This window comes from Allofournierella sp. CML151, assembly GCF_027853465.1.
Lineage (GTDB): Bacteria > Bacillota > Clostridia > Oscillospirales > Ruminococcaceae > Allofournierella.
This window is the reverse complement of sequence record NZ_JAPNNW010000011.1, coordinates 1-15,413: the sequence shown is the minus strand read 5'-3', so window position 1 is coordinate 15,413 and position 15,413 is coordinate 1. Positions and strand designations below refer to the sequence as shown.

13 protein-coding genes are annotated in these 15,413 nt (G+C 50.1%); 7 read left to right on the top strand and 6 right to left on the bottom strand.

Annotation, left to right across the window (positions count from 1 at the left end; all coding sequences use genetic code 11):
* The first annotated feature begins 39 nt into the window (after positions 1-39).
* Genes PH256_RS09200 through PH256_RS09185 form a run of 4 tightly spaced genes read left to right on the top strand, consistent with a single transcriptional unit; the run spans position 40 to position 5,575 of the window.
* A complete protein-coding gene (locus tag PH256_RS09200; protein ID WP_270913898.1) occupies positions 40-1,158 on the top strand; it encodes a restriction endonuclease subunit S in 1,119 nt (372 codons plus the stop codon).
* Positions 1,152-1,373: a hypothetical protein gene (locus PH256_RS09195; RefSeq protein WP_270913897.1), complete on the top strand. Its 222-nt coding sequence runs from the start codon at positions 1,152-1,154 to the stop codon at positions 1,371-1,373. The genes PH256_RS09200 and PH256_RS09195 overlap by 7 nt, the downstream gene beginning before the upstream one ends.
* Positions 1,374-1,376: 3 nt before the next feature.
* Entirely contained in the window at positions 1,377-2,183 is an 807-nt protein-coding gene (locus tag PH256_RS09190; RefSeq protein ID WP_270913896.1) for a DUF4393 domain-containing protein, read from the top strand.
* Between the two features lie 14 nt (positions 2,184-2,197).
* Positions 2,198-5,575 carry a DEAD/DEAH box helicase family protein gene (locus PH256_RS09185; RefSeq protein ID WP_270913895.1) on the top strand — a complete coding sequence of 1,126 codons (3,378 nt, stop codon included), beginning with the start codon at positions 2,198-2,200 and terminating at the stop codon, positions 5,573-5,575.
* Positions 5,576-5,662: 87 nt separating this feature from the next.
* Here the strand turns inward: PH256_RS09185 and PH256_RS09180 are convergent, their stop codons facing one another.
* On the bottom strand, positions 5,663-5,854 hold the full coding sequence (locus PH256_RS09180) for an antitoxin (RefSeq protein ID WP_270913893.1): 192 nt from the start codon (positions 5,852-5,854) through the stop codon (positions 5,663-5,665).
* Positions 5,855-6,353: 499 nt separating this feature from the next.
* On the opposite strand from PH256_RS09180, the gene PH256_RS09175 reads away from it, so the two are divergent.
* From PH256_RS09175 to PH256_RS09165, 3 genes are all read left to right on the top strand, one after another.
* Positions 6,354-7,895 (top strand): hypothetical protein, encoded by a 1,542-nt coding sequence (locus PH256_RS09175; protein ID WP_270913892.1) that lies wholly within the window; start codon positions 6,354-6,356, stop codon positions 7,893-7,895.
* Between the two features lie 17 nt (positions 7,896-7,912).
* Entirely contained in the window at positions 7,913-8,212 is a 300-nt protein-coding gene (locus PH256_RS09170; RefSeq protein WP_270913890.1) for a DUF6809 family protein, read from the top strand.
* Between the two features lie 219 nt (positions 8,213-8,431).
* Positions 8,432-9,292 (top strand): hypothetical protein, encoded by an 861-nt coding sequence (locus PH256_RS09165; RefSeq protein WP_270913889.1) that lies wholly within the window; start codon positions 8,432-8,434, stop codon positions 9,290-9,292.
* A gap of 250 nt (positions 9,293-9,542) precedes the next feature.
* Here the strand turns inward: PH256_RS09165 and PH256_RS09160 are convergent, their stop codons facing one another.
* The 5 genes from PH256_RS09160 to kdpF are packed head-to-tail and all read right to left on the bottom strand — an operon-like array spanning position 9,543 to position 15,127.
* Entirely contained in the window at positions 9,543-10,532 is a 990-nt protein-coding gene (locus tag PH256_RS09160; protein ID WP_270913888.1) for a hypothetical protein, read from the bottom strand.
* A gap of 20 nt (positions 10,533-10,552) precedes the next feature.
* On the bottom strand, positions 10,553-11,194 hold the full coding sequence (gene kdpC, locus PH256_RS09155; RefSeq protein WP_270913887.1) for a potassium-transporting ATPase subunit KdpC: 642 nt from the start codon (positions 11,192-11,194) through the stop codon (positions 10,553-10,555).
* Between the two features lie 18 nt (positions 11,195-11,212).
* Positions 11,213-13,273: a potassium-transporting ATPase subunit KdpB gene (gene kdpB, locus PH256_RS09150; protein ID WP_270913886.1), complete on the bottom strand. Its 2,061-nt coding sequence runs from the start codon at positions 13,271-13,273 to the stop codon at positions 11,213-11,215.
* 12 nt (positions 13,274-13,285) lie between these two features.
* Positions 13,286-15,028 carry a potassium-transporting ATPase subunit KdpA gene (locus PH256_RS09145; RefSeq protein ID WP_270913885.1) on the bottom strand — a complete coding sequence of 581 codons (1,743 nt, stop codon included), beginning with the start codon at positions 15,026-15,028 and terminating at the stop codon, positions 13,286-13,288.
* A 21-nt stretch (positions 15,029-15,049) separates the two neighbouring features.
* Entirely contained in the window at positions 15,050-15,127 is a 78-nt protein-coding gene (gene kdpF, locus PH256_RS15325; protein ID WP_143424560.1) for a K(+)-transporting ATPase subunit F, read from the bottom strand.
* Between the last annotated feature and the right edge of the window lie 286 nt (positions 15,128-15,413).

Genomic DNA, 15,413 nt, shown 5'->3' with positions numbered 1-15,413 from the left:
TATATCTCTCAAATTAACAGAACAGGAGCAGATTCCCTAATGGCGAGATTAGAGGATGTATGTAAAAAAGCAACTTCCAATATAGCACAAAAAGATTTAGCAGAACATAATGGCGATTATCCTATCTATGGGGCCAGTGGTTTTATAAAAAACGTTGATTTTTACCAACAAGAATCCCCTTATATCGCAGTCGTAAAAGATGGTGCAGGAATTGGGCGTGTTATGAAGCTACCTGCAAAATCATCTGTGATCGGAACCATGCAGTACATTATTCCAAACGATGCGGTAGACATTAGCTATTTGGCTTATGCAATGGAACACATGAATCTCTCCAAGTATTTTACTGGGGCAACTATTCCGCATATCTATTTTAAAGACTATCAAAAAGAAGAACTTCCACTCCCTTCTCTTGACGAACAGCGTAAAATTGCGGCGGTGCTGGATAAAGTCAGCGACCTGATTGCCAAACGCCGCCAGCAGCTGGATAAGCTGGATGAGATGGTTAAGTCAAGGTTTGTGGAAATGTTTGGGGATTTAGCTGACCCAGACTGCAAATATATGCGATACAAATTAGAAGAAATATGTATAAGTTCAGATGATATTAAGTGTGGTCCGTTTGGCACACAATTAAACAAAAACGAGTATCAAGAGCATGGGATCGCAGTATGGGAGATACCACAAATCAATAGCGAATTTAAAATTCTTCCTACACATTTTTTGACTAGTGAAAAGGCAAAGCAGCTGGATGCTTATTCATTAATACCTGGAGACATTGCAATGTCTCGAAAAGGCAATGTAGGGCGCTGTGCTTTGTTTCCAAAAGGTTTTGCTCCAGGCATCATTCACTCCGACGTTTTGCGTATCAGGGTAGATAATAGCAGAGTAAATCCTTGTTTTTTGATGTATCAGCTTCATTTTAGTAAAGCTGTGACACACCAAATAGAAATGGTTAGTTCTGGTGCTGTAATGGCGGGAATCAATGTAACGAAGCTGAAACAAATCTATATTCATATTCCTGCTTTTAATCTACAGCAACAGTTTTCCGCCTTTGTTGAGCAAGTCGAAAAAACAAAAACTACTATCAGTCGTAGCCTTGAACAGCTTGAAACACTGAAAAAGGCGCTGATGCAAGAACATTTTGGTGAAAAAATATGTTAAACTGGTTTTCACAACAGGACCCCGCTGTAAAAGCGGCAATAATTACTGGATGTGCAGGCATTATCGGTATTTTGATTTCATGTGTTCCTAAATTTCTGGAACTTTTAAATGCAAAGAAAAAAGGTAACGAAAAAAACTCCAGTATTAATATTACTCAGTCAACCAGCGGAAACAATAATACTTTTATTGGAGTACAAAACAACAAGGAAGGTTAGAGAATGGATAATGAAATCACTATACATCAAAACGCTACACTAGGTTCGCAAGGAAACACTTTTATCGCTGAACAACATAATTATACAGGACTCTCCATAGCAGATGTAACTCAGATGGCATTTTCAATGTTTCGAGAGTATTATCCGCAATTGCGGAAGGAAGCTCTGGATGAAGTATCACAAATGTTATCTGCTTTTTTGCGCGACATTCCGCAAGAAAATATAATACCTCCGACACCAAAAATTGCAGTTCCAGTATTACAAAACGCCAGCATCACTGAGGAAACTGAACTGAGAGAATATTATGCACGGTTACTAGCTAGTTCTATGGATAGTCAACAGAAAAGATTTGTGCATCCAAGTTATGTTGAGATCATTTCTCAGTTATGCACTGATGAAGCCAAAATACTTAGGCACTTAATGTCCTACGAAGCTATTCCAACTATTACATTGCGTTACGAAAGTGGGAACGGATACGGAATAGATGCTGTAAAGTTTTTTTCTGATGTAGGGGTATTTACTCATTGCGAATATCCTTATAACACCAATCAGTATTTTGATAATTTGGCTAGACTTGGATTGTTAGAAAAATCCATTGTGGGCCAACACTTACAGGCAGAATTCGAGTATGGTGTATTAAAGAAAAATGAGTATATTGCTTCAAAGAATAAGCAGTCTCTTGCAGTATCAAATGGGTACAAAGAAACAAAAGTCATTGAGGGTTATATAAGGATAACAGATTTTGGAAAATCTTTTTGCAGAGTTTGTGTGCCCCCATCACCCGTAAATACTGTTCAAATTCATTTTTGAGTTTGAGGTGTTTTATGTTCAATTTCTCCTTTCTTCAGTTAAGACCAGAATACTTCCTCTTCGCCCCCGCCTGCATGGAAGCCGAGAAAATCTATTCTTCTGCCCCGGCCATGTGTGCGGTGGGCTGCCGCAAGGCGCTGGAGCTGGCGGTGAAGTGGGTCTATGCGGCGGACAAGTCCATGAAAATGCCCTACAAGGACAATCTGCAATCCCTCATTCACGAGCCGACCTTCCGCTTCGCTGTGGATTCCGACACCTGGGGCAAGATGCCGTTTATCATCAAATTGGGCAATCTGGCGGTACATACTGAGCGCAGCGTTCAGCCGAGCGATGCGCTTGCTTCCCTGCGCGGTCTGTTTGAGTTTGTGCAGTGGATTGACTATTGCTATGGCGCGGACTATCAGGAGCGCACCTTTGACGAGAACCTTGTCCCCACCGCAAAGGTGGCGGTGGACACCCGAAAAATCAAGGAACAGGAAAGCCTGCTGGACCAGAAAGACGCGGAGATCGAGGCGCTGCGCAAGCAAATCGAGCAGATGTCCGCCCGGTACACCGCCGAAAAGGAGCAACACCAGAAGGAACGCACCTTCCAGCCGGAGGACCTCTCGGAATTCAAGACCCGCAAAATCTACATCGACGTGGATCTGAAGTTGATGGGCTGGAAGTTCACCGGCCCGGATGCGGACGTGCAGGAGGAGTATCGCGTGGAGGATATGGCCGGAGTACCCGGTCAGCCGGGCTTCTGCGACTATGTGTTGTTTGGAAAGGACGGCCTGCCCCTGGCGGTGGTGGAAGCCAAGCGCACCAGCAAGGACCCCAACATCGGGCGCAAGCAGGCGGTTTTGTATGCGGATTGTCTGGAACGGAAATTTGGCCGCCGCCCCATGATGTTCACCACCAACGGCTTTGAAACCTATTTCTGGGACGACCGGACCGCCCCGCAGCGGAAGGTCAGCGGCATTTACAGCAAGGACGACCTGCAAAAGCTGATGAACCGCCGCACCGAGCGGATGGATTTAATGGGCGTTTCCATTGATGACAAAATCACCGACCGGTATTACCAGAAAGAAGCCATCCGGGCGGTGTGCGAACAGATGACCATGGGATTCCGCAAGCACCTTCTAGTGATGGCCACCGGCACCGGCAAGACCAGAACCGCGTCCAGCCTGACCGATGTGCTCAGCCGCGGCAAATGGGTAACCAATATTCTGTTTCTGGCCGACCGCACTGCGCTGGTGAAACAGGCAAAGGACGATTTCAAGAACTATCTGCCGGATATGTCCCTGTGCAACCTCTGCTCTAACAAGGATGACCGGAACGCCCGCATTGTGTTCTCCACCTACCCCACCATCCTCAACGCCATTGACGATACCAAATCCAAGGACGGGCGGCAGCTGTTTACTCCGGCGCACTTCGACCTGATTATTATTGACGAAAGCCACCGGAGCATCTTCAAAAAGTACCGGGCCATCTTTGAATATTTTGACGCCTTCATGGTGGGCCTGACCGCCACGCCGAAAACCGATGTGGATCGGAACACCTACGATTTTTTCGATATGGAACACGGTGTGCCCACCTATGCTTATGATTATGAAACGGCAGTGCAGCAGGACCATGTGTTGGTGCCCTATTACAACTACGAGGTCAAGACCCGTTTTCTGGAGGAAGGCATCTCCTACGATGATTTGTCCGAAGAGGACAAAGAGCGATATGAGGATGATTTCATCGAGGACGGTCAGCTGCCGGACTTTATCCCCTCCGCTGCTCTCAATAAATTTGTGTTCAACGAAACCACCGTGGACATCGTGCTGCAGGACCTGATGGACCGGGGCATCAAGGTGGCGGGCGGCGACCGTCTGGGGAAAACCATCCTGTTTGCCCAGAACAAGCGACACGCGGAGTTTATTCTGGAGCGGTTCAATAAGCTGTACCCCCAGTACCGGGGCAGCTTTGCCCAGCGGGTGATTTGCGACGATGCCTATGCTCAGACCATCATCGACGATTTCAAGCAGCCGGAAAAAGAACCGCACATCGCCGTATCGGTGGACATGATGGACACCGGCATCGACGTGCCGGAATGCGTCAATCTGGTGTTTTTCAAAAAGGTTCGGTCAAAGGCAAAGTTCTGGCAAATGATTGGCCGCGGCACCCGGCTGTGCAAAGGGCTGGCCTGCGTGGACCAGATCGACGGAACCTATACTGACAAGCGGCGCTTTCTGATTTTTGACTACTGCGGCAACTTTGAATACTTCCGGCAACACAAAGAAGGCTACGAAACCAGAGAAACCAAAACGCTGTCGGAAAACATCTTCGGCAAGCAAATCAAAATCGCCATGGCGCTGCAGGAAAGCGCCTTTTCAGGGGAGGATTATCAGGCATGGCGTAAGGAGATTGTCAACACCTGTCACCGGCAGATTCTGGCCCTCAGCCCCGATCTGATTGCGGTAAAACTGCGGATGAAGTCGGTGGAGAAATACAAAAAACCGGAATCGCTTGTGTCCATCAGCGAGGGCGACAAGGGCGAACTTCTGACGCAGATTGCACCGCTGGTGCGCTCTGAAGAAGCGGACGAGTTTGCAAAACGGTTTGACAACTTCATGTATGGCCTGATACTGGCGCACATCGAACAGATGCCCGCGTTCAAGTATGCCAAAAAGCAGCTGTGTGACACCGCTTCCCTGCTGGAACGCAAAGCCAGCATTCCGCAGATTCAGGAAAAACTGCCGCTGCTGCGAGAAATCCAGACCGATGGGTTCTGGGATGCCGGCGATGTGCTGTTGTTTGAGCGGGTCCGGGAAGAGCTACGGGAGTTGATTCGCTTTTTGGACGAGGGTGGCGGAGAACAAAAGCGCATTGTCACCAAACTGACCGACCCGATCATCGACAGTCAGGAGGGCATCCAGTTGGACGCCGCCTATGACTTCGAGGATTACCGGTTAAAGGTCAACCGGTATGTCAACGAGCATGGCGACACGCTGGCAATTCACAAGCTGACGCACAACATTCCGTTGACGCTGGGCGATTATCAGGAGCTGGAGCGGATATTGACCAGTGAGCTGGGCAGCAAAGAAGACTATGCCCGCGAGTTTGGTGATACGCCCTTCGGTTTGCTGATTCGTAAAATCGCCAAGCTGGACCATGAAGCGGCAATGCAGGCGTTTTCCTCCTTCATCAATGACCAGTCGTTGAATCAGCAGCAGATTGCGTTTGTAAACAAAATCATCCATCACATTGAACTGAACGGATACATGGAGAATGTGGCAGAGCTGACAAGGCCGCCCTTTGACAAGCCGGTCAGCTTCATCAAGCTGTTTGACGCAAAAACCAGAACCTCCTTGCTGGAAACAATCAATCAGGTTCGTGAAAACGCCGTTCAGATCACGGCATCATAAAAACAGAAAACCAGGCGCAGAGATTCACCTCAACAGGTGACTCTGTGCCTGGTTTTTTATTAATATGTATGGCTGTGCTTTTTCGATTTACTCTTCCAGCAAATCGCTGCCGGCCAGATCCTCTTCAATCAGGTCCGTAATATAGCCGTTCACACTCTTGTTCAGCTGTTCTGCCCGCTTCTGAATGATTTCTTTCTGCCCTTTCTTCACCCGAACCCGGACATCATCGTATGCTTTTTTGTTATAGCGATCCTTTACTTCAGCAGAGGTTTTCCCCACAGATAATCACTTCCTTTTCTAAAAATATATTTAATTAAGTATAACACACCGTTTTTGATGGTACCAGTATGCAATATGCACAAATGCCCGCATAGTGGTACCAGTATTATTTGTGGAATCAGCGAATATACATGGTGGTACCAGTATGTTATAATTTAACCATAGACAGGAGACACGCTCTTGCTAATCAAAATAACGTGAGGTATCAACATGAAACACATCCGCACCCACTTCATCTATGAGGTGGACAACATCCCGGATCACCGAAGCAGGCAGTTCGGCCATTGTCCCTGCCTGCTGGCCGTGATAAAGTCCCCTGCCCTTCTAACAAAAAAGCCGTATCTGAGCGGCAACTCAGACACGGCAAATGCAAAACCAACCCACTGTTAAATAAGTCCATTCTGCCCTCTCATCATAACATGCCGGCTGCAACAAAACAAGCCGGGAAAGGGCAGTCAACCAACCACATTCCTTATAAATAAGAAAGAGAGGATTCAATATGAACAACCAGAACATGAACAACATCACCGCTTGCACCAACGAGAGCCACGAAATCGCCATCAACATCACCCGCAAGGCTTTTGTCGGGCTGGCCCGTCAGGGAATGCTCTTCCATCAGGGTATCCTCGAGGGGTGCGATGATGCTCTTGCCGCCGCACTGGCAGGTGAAAAAGCCCGGATCTGTGTGGCGCTGGCCCCTGATGCGGACAAGAACTATATTCACCTGGCAGTGGCCGACTGGGGCTGCGGCATGGATCTTGCCGCACTCACCAATGCGCTTCAGCTGGGCAGTGCTCCGCTGACCAACAGCCGCCTGAATGAGCACGGATATGGTCTCAACAATGCGCTGGCCTGTCTGTCCGGCGGCACCGGTGACTGGTGCATCTACACCCGCAGTCAGCCCGGCCCTTATTACAAAGTGAGCGGCCCCTTTGACCTGAAGATGACCGTAACCGAGGAAAACAATCTTCAGCTGCCCGAGGGCCTGAATCTTCAGTGGCCTGATCCCTCCACGGTTATCTATGTGCGGGTGCCGATGGCTATTGCCCGCACCCTGCAGCGGCAGGGCAACCGGAAGCTCAGCGATCTGGCCACTCTCCGGCTGTGGCTGATCGAGCATCTGGGCGTTGCCTACCGGGGCTACCTGGAACTGGATCCGGTCACGCTGGAGCCCAGCGCCAAGATCGCGGTAACGGTAGGCCAGAGCAGCATGCTGGTTCCGCCCATCCAGGTTCCCATGATGATGGCCCGCACCGAAAAGCTGGAAGTGGAACTGGGTGGCCAGATTGTACCGGTGATTTACGTCCACGGTACCCTCGATAAATCCAAGCGGGATCATCTGGTACTGGGCGGCAAGTCCCGGTATTACTATCAGGGAACCCAGCCCACGCAGGGCATCGATATCCGGCTGGGCAAGCGGGTGATTGCCACTGCTCAGCTGGGCGAAATCTGGCACAAGGAAGACGGCACGCCCATTTCCCGGCACAACAGCTACAACGATTTTGTGGGCGAGCTGATCCTGCCGGAGCTGCCCCGTGGTGTTCTTGCCACCCTGAACAACAAGACCGGTATCGACCGCAACGACCCGGACTGGGACAAGGTCTTTGAAGCGCTGGCCGAGTTCCCGCCGCAGAAAAACGCCGCCACATTTAGCGAAGATGAACTGAAAAAGAAGTGGATGAAAATTCTCAAGGCAGCAAACCCGGAGGATGAGGTAACCAGCGAAATTTGTGTCTGGCCCACCGGTACCCGCGTGGATGTGGTGGACAAAGGTGAAAACGGAAAATGCGATATCTATGAGCTGAAGACTCGAAAGGCAGAGCCGAAGGATCTGTACCAGTTGCGGATGTACTGGGACGGTCTGGTTCTGGAAGGAATTCAGCCCACCCGGGGAATCCTGCTGACAAACGGCTATTCTGACAGACTGCAGGAGATGGTGCGCATTCTGAACACCCTGCCCACGCCCAATTTCCCGGACGGACGGCCCAGTGCGCCCTACAACTTCTCGCTGGCCACCCACAAAGAAAAGCAGCTTCTGTGATAAAGGAGGAAATCCGCATGGTATTGGATGCAATCTACCGGGGAGAGTTGCTTCCCTGTGAAAACAACATGGAAGGAAACGGTCGGCACAAACAGGCGGGCAAGGAGATTGAACAGCTCCTGAAAGACCTGCGGAACAATCTGAGCGAGGAGGATATGGCACTGGTGGACCAGATGCTGGAACAGACACTGATTATCTGCGATACGGAATGCAGCGATGCATTTCAATACGGGTTTTCCACAGGACTGCTGCTGATGCAGGAGGTTCAAGAAATTCTCCGCAAGCGGATTGATGCAGCTGCACATGATATCTTCTAGAATTTTTCAGAAGATTGATATCTGCAGATGCAATTCATATAATACAGGTAAGCAGGAATCCAACGCGAATTTTGAGCAACGAAACTACCCGCTCTAAGTGCGCCCTTTGGAGCTTGCAATATTATGATAAAAAGCCATTCTGTGATTGCGCCGGCATTGCCGGACTGTCATGGAATGGCTTTTTTATATGATTTTTAAAAAGAAAAGGAGTAAAAAACAATGGCAAACAAATGCAGTGTCTCGATGAAAGTGTCTGGTCCCAGCGAAGAGCTGAAAACATTCATTTATGCCACGCTGAAACACCGGACCAATGGGCAGAAACAGTCTCCGAAGCTTTGCTTTACATTGGAAGCACTTGTGCCTTGTGATGTGGATGAAGACCCTTACGAATGCTGGGGCTGTTATGGAGATGTGCTGGACGATGTAACATTGCAGGATATGGAGTGGACAGAAGGATGCGAGTCTGTTGTATTTGAATTTCAAACCCTCAATGCCCCTCCGCTGCACTGGTTGTATAAGGTGGCCGCAATGTATCCGCGGCTCACAATTGACATGAGCGCAGTGGAATATTTGCTGGGCATCAACATGAGTGCGCATGCTGAGAATGGAAAAGTAACAGAGGATTGGGCAGATTCGCCTGAATGGGAGGATGTAGAAGCTCCTGATGAGGAAGAAGGACTGGTCTGCGGGATCCGTTCTGTTCCGGATGAGGAATTCCTGTATGAACTTGATGAAATGGATGCAATGGGCTTGTGGGATTTCGAAGCGGAAAAGGAAATGCCTGCTGAAGAAGATTCCGCTGATGCAGCGGATCTGGATTTCTTCCAGCAAGGAATCCGTGATACACCGGATAGCCCGGCGCTGGATTGGCACGGTTTCGCGGATAAGCCGGCAGGTGTTTTTGTGTTCCGGAGCGGTACTCCCTGCGAGCTTATTGGCTATCGAGCAGCACAAGGTCTTCCTCCTCTTTCGATGATGGAACGAGCAAAGCTTTTGTGTGGTATTGGTCCGGATCAGAATCACCTTCTGATTCATGACCGTTACACATCCCTGCAGGACTTTTGGTGTACGAGTTACTGATTCAAAGAATACACTGTTCACAAATCGAAAGGACGATGCAAGCAGCATAAAGAGGGCCAGCGGGTGTATAACCCCGCCGGCCCTCTTTTGTTCTGAGCATACCGCTATCGTTTACTCAGAGAGCTTACATTTTGCGTTATCGTCCACGCCAGCACATTCTATCCAGTGTGAATGATTCAGGCGTTTTTATTTCGTCTTTCCAACAGCTCCTGGCGGAAATTAAGGTCTTGCTGCCGTGTTTCTTTATTCCTTAATTTGCATGCAACAGAATCGGGCCACGATTTTTATTCCTACTTTTACACAGCTTGAAGGGACGCATGTATCTCATGCGTCCCCCTTTGCTGTTTCTTTTAAAAATTAAGCGGAAAATAATTTTCAGCAGCGCACGCTGCGCATACTGATGGCTGTCGAAATTGAAGTAACAAGGTCTTTTTTGACCATTATACAGTTTAAACTCGGATTCAGCAAAATCAACTGTGTACCCCTGATCCTGCAATGCTGCGTGCAGAGAAAGCTCCCATTCAACACGGTCGTTCAGGCGATTCTGACAAATCAGTTGATAAACCCACTCAAATTCCGCATAATCAAACCGATCTCTCAAAAAACCTGACCACAGTGTTTTCTTCTGCTGAAAATCAAGCGCCTGGACACAATCGGAATATTTCAGCATCTCCAGTATGCCGCCATAACAGAAGCAGCAATTTTGCCAAATGGTTGGGATCTTCTCCTGTTCCAAAAACGCATGATGCTCCCATTCCAGCGCTGCAATCCCATTGTTCCAATCCGTTGATTGAAACAAACTTCTTAATGTCCTGGCCTGGTCTGGCGATTCGCAGACAATCCTCAGACATAGCGACTGCATCGTTTCCGATGCTCGACCGGAAAGCGTCTTCTGCACACCATACAACACTTCACCTTGTCGTTCCAGGGCAAGCCATACGCTTTCCTGGGTTGAATCGACATTGGTAAATGCATCTATTTTCCATCGCGGCATCAGCACCGCCAGTTCCGGGCCAAATACCTGCCAAAAATCCAGCTCGACAAATGCAACGCCGCGAAACAGCGCATAGAGCACATTGCTTTCTCCCTGCCCGCCAAAAACGATCTGCGGGCTGGCCTTTGTCCATGCGGTCATGTCAAACAAAAACGCAAGAAGCTCTTGTGCAGCGGGCTTTTCAGGCCCAACTAGGGATGGAATCTCAAGCTGTTTCGCGTTCTGGAACGCATGCATCTCCATCATAATGGGCCGCTCCTTCCTTTTTACAGAGTTCCCATGGCCTGCGCGATTTCAATGTTTACCTTCAGCACATTCACCGTTTCCTCACCGAACACGCCAAGCAGTTTTCCCGTTGTATTGCGATTCACAATCTCCTGCAGGCTTTCCTCGCTCAAGCCAGAGGCCTGTGCAATGCGGGGAAGCTGAATCTGAGCGGATTCGGGAGAAATGTGTGGATCCAGACCGGAGCCGGATGCCGTGAGAAGGTCGGTTGGGATATCTTCCCGCTCAACGTCAGGATTTTTTGCCAGAAATGCCTCCATGTCAGCTTCCACGCGCTCAACAAGCGCCGGATTGGAAGGGGCGTAGTTGTTGGAGCCGGAAGCAAGGCCGCCGAATTCTGTGCCGTCGTTATAGTATTTCCTGCCGTCTTCGCTCTCGGTATAAACATTGTAGTGGTAGGCAGACGGACGGCTCCACATATAGCAGTCCTGCGTGAATTCCTGGCCCACATGTTCCGCACCAACCGCCGTTCCGTTTACGCTAATCAGGCTGCCGCCCGCCTGGTGCGGAAAGAGCACCGAGGACAAACCGGTGAGCAGGCAGGGAAAAAGCAGGCCACAGATAAGCATCAAAACAACTGTCACACTAACCGCCTGACGTGTGCCGTGTAAAAATTCTTTCATAGGGGTTCGCATCCTTTCTTAGAGCCCAAGGCCGATGGCGTTGAGCAGAGGGGCAATCAAGGTATCGATGATTTTAATTCCCACAAAAGGCGTAACAACACCGCCCAAACCGTAGATCAGCATGTTCCGGGCCAACATTTTGCCGGAAGACATGGGCCGGTACTTTACACCCTTCATCGCCAGAGGAATCAGGCAAGGGATAATGATTGCATTGAAAATCAATGCAGACAGAATCGCACTGTTCGGTGTAGCCAGATTCATGATATTCAGCACCTTCAGCTGAGGGATGGAAATCATGAACATCGCAGGGATAATCGCAAAGTATTTGGCAATATCGTTCGCAATCGAGAAGGTGGTCAGGCTGCCGCGAGTGATCAGCAGCTGCTTGCCGATTTCAACCACTTCCAGAATTTTGGTCGGGTCGCTGTCAAGGTCCACCATGTTGGCAGCTTCCTTGGCCGCGGTTGTACCGGAATTCATGGCCAGGCCCACATTTGCCTGCGCCAGCGCGGGAGCATCGTTGGTGCCGTCGCCGGTCATGGCGACGATCTTGCCTTCCGCCTGCTCCTTTTTGATCACATCGATCTTATCCTCAGGTTTGCACTCGGCAATGAAGCCGTCAACACCTGCTTCTTTTGCAATGGTAGCCGCGGTAAGTGGATTATCACCGGTGCACATAATGGTTTTGATACCAATCGCACGCAGCCGCTCAAAGCGTTCTACCATGCCGGGTTTTACCGTATCTTTCAGATAAATCACGCCCAGAATACGGTCATTCTCACATACCGTCAGCGGCGTACCACCCAGGCTGGAAATCTTATCCACCTGCTCATGCAGGTCCGAAGGAATCGTGCCGCCCAGCGCTTTCACATACTTCTCGATTGCTTCTGCCGCGCCTTTGCGCACCTTCGTACCATTCGGCAGATCAACGCCGCTCATCCGTGTCTGGGCTGTAAACTCGATGAACTCCGAGCCGCTGGTCTCCTGGCTGTCATCTCCCAGGTGACGCGCCAGTTCCAACGTGGACTTGCCTTCCGGAGTATCGTCATGCAGACTGGTCAGTGCTGCGCAGCGGATCAGATTACTGCGGTTCGCACTGCCTACCGGGAAGAAATCGGCGGCCAGACGGTTGCCATAAGTAATGGTACCGGTTTTGTCCAGAATCATGGTGTCCACATCGCCGCAGGCTTCCACCGCCTTACCGGACATGGCGATCACATTGAACCGGGTAACGCGGTCCATACCCGCGATGCCAATGGCGGAGAGCAAACCACCGATCGTGGTGGGAATCAGGCAAACCGCCAGCGCGATCAGAGTAGAAGTCTGCAGCTGAACGCCGGAATAAATGCCGATGGGATAAAGCGTAACAATAACGATCAGGAAAATGATCGTCAGGGAAACCAGCAGCGTATTCAGCGCAATCTCGTTGGGGGTCTTTTTACGGGAAGCTCCTTCCACCAGTGCGATCATACGATCCAGAAAACTGTTGCCGGCATCCGAAGTGATGCGGATCTTCAGCCAGTCCGATACAACAGTCGTGCCGCCGGTCACCGAGCAGAAGTCGCCGCCAGACTCCCGAACTACAGGCGCAGATTCGCCGGTGATTGCGGATTCGTCCACCGATGCAATGCCTTCAATCACTTCGCCATCGCCGGGAATCACTTCACCGGCGCAGACCATGACCACATCGCCCTTTTTCAGCTCGCTGGACAGCACCTCTTTTTCGGTGCCATCCGGCAGCAGCAGCCGGGCTTTTGTATCCTTCTGCGTCTTCTTCAAACTTGCGGCCTGTGCCTTGCCCCGGCCTTCGGCAACAGACTCGGCGAAGTTTGCAAACAGAACCGTGATAAACAGCACCACGCAAACGATGATATTATACAGCCGCAGGTTTGTGCCAGTGCTTACATCTCCGAACAGCCCCGGGAAGAAGGACAGCAGCAGTGTAATAAAACAGCCGACCTCTACCACGAACATGACAGGATTTTTCATCATGTATACGGGATTCAATTTTACAAAGGAGCCGATCAGCGCCTGCCGGAATATATCCGGCGTGACCAGCTTCTGATTTTTTTTGCTCATAGGGGTTCCTCCTTACGCCCAAAGGGTCAGATGCTCCGCAATGGGGCCAAGTGCAAGCACCGGGAAAAATGTGAGCGCTGCAAAGATATAGACCACAAACACCAGAATCACTGCAAAGCTCATCGTATCGGTGTGCAGCGTACCGGCGGATTCATTGACAAACCGCTTTTTCATCAGAGAGCCCGCAATCGCCAGTTGGATTACGATGGACAGATACCTGCCGAAGAACATTGCAAGACCGGTCGTGATATTCCAAAACAGGGTGTTATCCGCTAGGCCTTCAAAACCGGAGCCGTTGTTTGCGGCAGAGGAAGCATATTCGTACAGCACCTGTGAAAGCCCGTGGAATCCAGGGTTTGTGATGCCCGCCTGGCCCGCCTGTGTTCCCACCGCCAGTGCAGAAAATGCAAGGATCAGCAGCGGATGAATGATGATGCACAGAGCGGTGAGCTTCATCTCACGGCCCTCGATCTTTTTGCCCAGATATTCCGGAGTCCGGCCGATCATCAGGCCACAGATAAACACGGCCAGAATCGCATACAGAATCATGTTCATCAGGCCGACGCCCTTACCGCCAAACACCACATTCAGCATCATGTGCAGCATCGGGATCATACCGCCCAGAGGGGTGAGCGTGTCATGCATGTTGTTTACCGTGCCGGTGGTGAACGACGTGGTCGTCGTGGTAAACAAGGCGGACTGCGCAATGCCAAAGCGCACTTCCTTCCCTTCCATGCTTCCCATGGACTGGCTCAAGCCTACATCTGCCAGAGCGGGATTACCCTGCGATTCCGCCCAGAAACACACGCTTAAACCAATCACAAAAAGAATCCCCATGGCAGCAAAGATGCTGCGGCCTTCCCGTCCATACACCCAAACGCTCAGGCTCTTATGTGCGGTCTTTTCCGGCTGTTCCTTCAGCTTCTTGCGGTCACGAACCATTTTGCCGAAGGTGATTACACAGGCACCGGGAAGCAGCATCATCGAATACAGTTCAATCAGGTTGGAAAGGATTGTCGGGTTCTCAATGGGTGTACTGGAGTTGGCGCCCAGGAAACCACCGCCATTGGTTCCCAAATGCTTGATGATCTCCAAGGCAGCAACGGGGCCCATGGCAATGACCTGTTTGGTTCCTTCAATGGTATCCACGACAACATTGCCGGAGAAATTCTGAGGAACGCCCTGCCATACCAGCAAAAGTCCTCCAACGATGGAAAACGGCAGCAGCACACGGGTGATGATTCGCACCAGGTCCACAAAAAAGTTTCCCACATTGTCCTTGGATTTCCCAGCCAGACCACGGATGAACGCGATGCAGGCCGCGTAACCGGTGGCAGCGGAAACAAACATCATGAAGATGATCACCAGCATCTGCGACAGGTACGACAAACCGGATTCACCGGAATAGTGCTGCAGGTTGGTATTGGTCATAAAGCTGATGATGGTATTGAACGAAAGCGACTCCTCCATTCCCCCGATTCCATTGGGGTTGAACAGCGGAATACTCTGAATGCGGAGAACAATATATCCCAGAAGGATCATCACAGCATTGGTTCCCACCAGTGCTGCCGCATAGCGTTTCCAGTTCATCCCGCTGGCGGGATCTACGCCGCTAATTTTGAAGATAACGCTGTCCACACGGTCAAACACCGGATCGGCAAAGGTGTGTTTCCCGGCTGCAATATGATAGACATAAGTACCCACCGGAACTACCATTATCAAATAAAGGATAATGGTCAAGATGATTTGCAGCATACTCAATTCCTCCTGCAAGTATTAAAAATTTTCCGGGTGTACCAGAGCATAGACCAAATAGCAACCCAGGAACACAACAACTACACCAAGAACAATCATGGCTTCACTCCTCCTTACTCGCTCCGGTCTACCTGCTTCTGGCACCAGCCAATCAGCAAATAAATGAGACCCACAGAGCCCGCTAAAACCGCGATCATAATAAGATCCATCATAACGGTATCCTCCTGTTTTCGTTTTTGCAAAATCATTTTACCAACTTCTTTGTGAAATTGGTCTTAGCGTTTCATGCACCGTATAAAGGTTCTGTTAAGACGATCCCGCCGCTTTGTAAAAGCGCTCTCCAGGCCTTTTGAAACAAAAAGGCAGCTCTGAAACCAGAGCTGCC

Coding starts and splice junctions, on each gene's coding strand:
- PH256_RS09185 (WP_270913895.1), top strand. CDS start 2,198: ATGTTCAATTTCTCCTTTCTTCAGTTAAGACCAGAATACTTCCTCTTC.
- PH256_RS09190 (WP_270913896.1), top strand. CDS start 1,377: ATGGATAATGAAATCACTATACATCAAAACGCTACACTAGGTTCGCAA.
- PH256_RS09145 (WP_270913885.1), bottom strand. CDS start 15,028: ATGCTGCAAATCATCTTGACCATTATCCTTTATTTGATAATGGTAGTT.
- kdpB (WP_270913886.1), bottom strand. CDS start 13,273: ATGAGCAAAAAAAATCAGAAGCTGGTCACGCCGGATATATTCCGGCAG.
- PH256_RS09195 (WP_270913897.1), top strand. CDS start 1,152: ATGTTAAACTGGTTTTCACAACAGGACCCCGCTGTAAAAGCGGCAATA.
- PH256_RS09170 (WP_270913890.1), top strand. CDS start 7,913: ATGGTATTGGATGCAATCTACCGGGGAGAGTTGCTTCCCTGTGAAAAC.
- PH256_RS09165 (WP_270913889.1), top strand. CDS start 8,432: ATGGCAAACAAATGCAGTGTCTCGATGAAAGTGTCTGGTCCCAGCGAA.
- kdpC (WP_270913887.1), bottom strand. CDS start 11,194: ATGAAAGAATTTTTACACGGCACACGTCAGGCGGTTAGTGTGACAGTT.
- PH256_RS09175 (WP_270913892.1), top strand. CDS start 6,354: ATGAACAACCAGAACATGAACAACATCACCGCTTGCACCAACGAGAGC.
- PH256_RS09200 (WP_270913898.1), top strand. CDS start 40: ATGGCGAGATTAGAGGATGTATGTAAAAAAGCAACTTCCAATATAGCA.
- kdpF (WP_143424560.1), bottom strand. CDS start 15,127: ATGATTGTTCTTGGTGTAGTTGTTGTGTTCCTGGGTTGCTATTTGGTC.
- PH256_RS09160 (WP_270913888.1), bottom strand. CDS start 10,532: ATGATGGAGATGCATGCGTTCCAGAACGCGAAACAGCTTGAGATTCCA.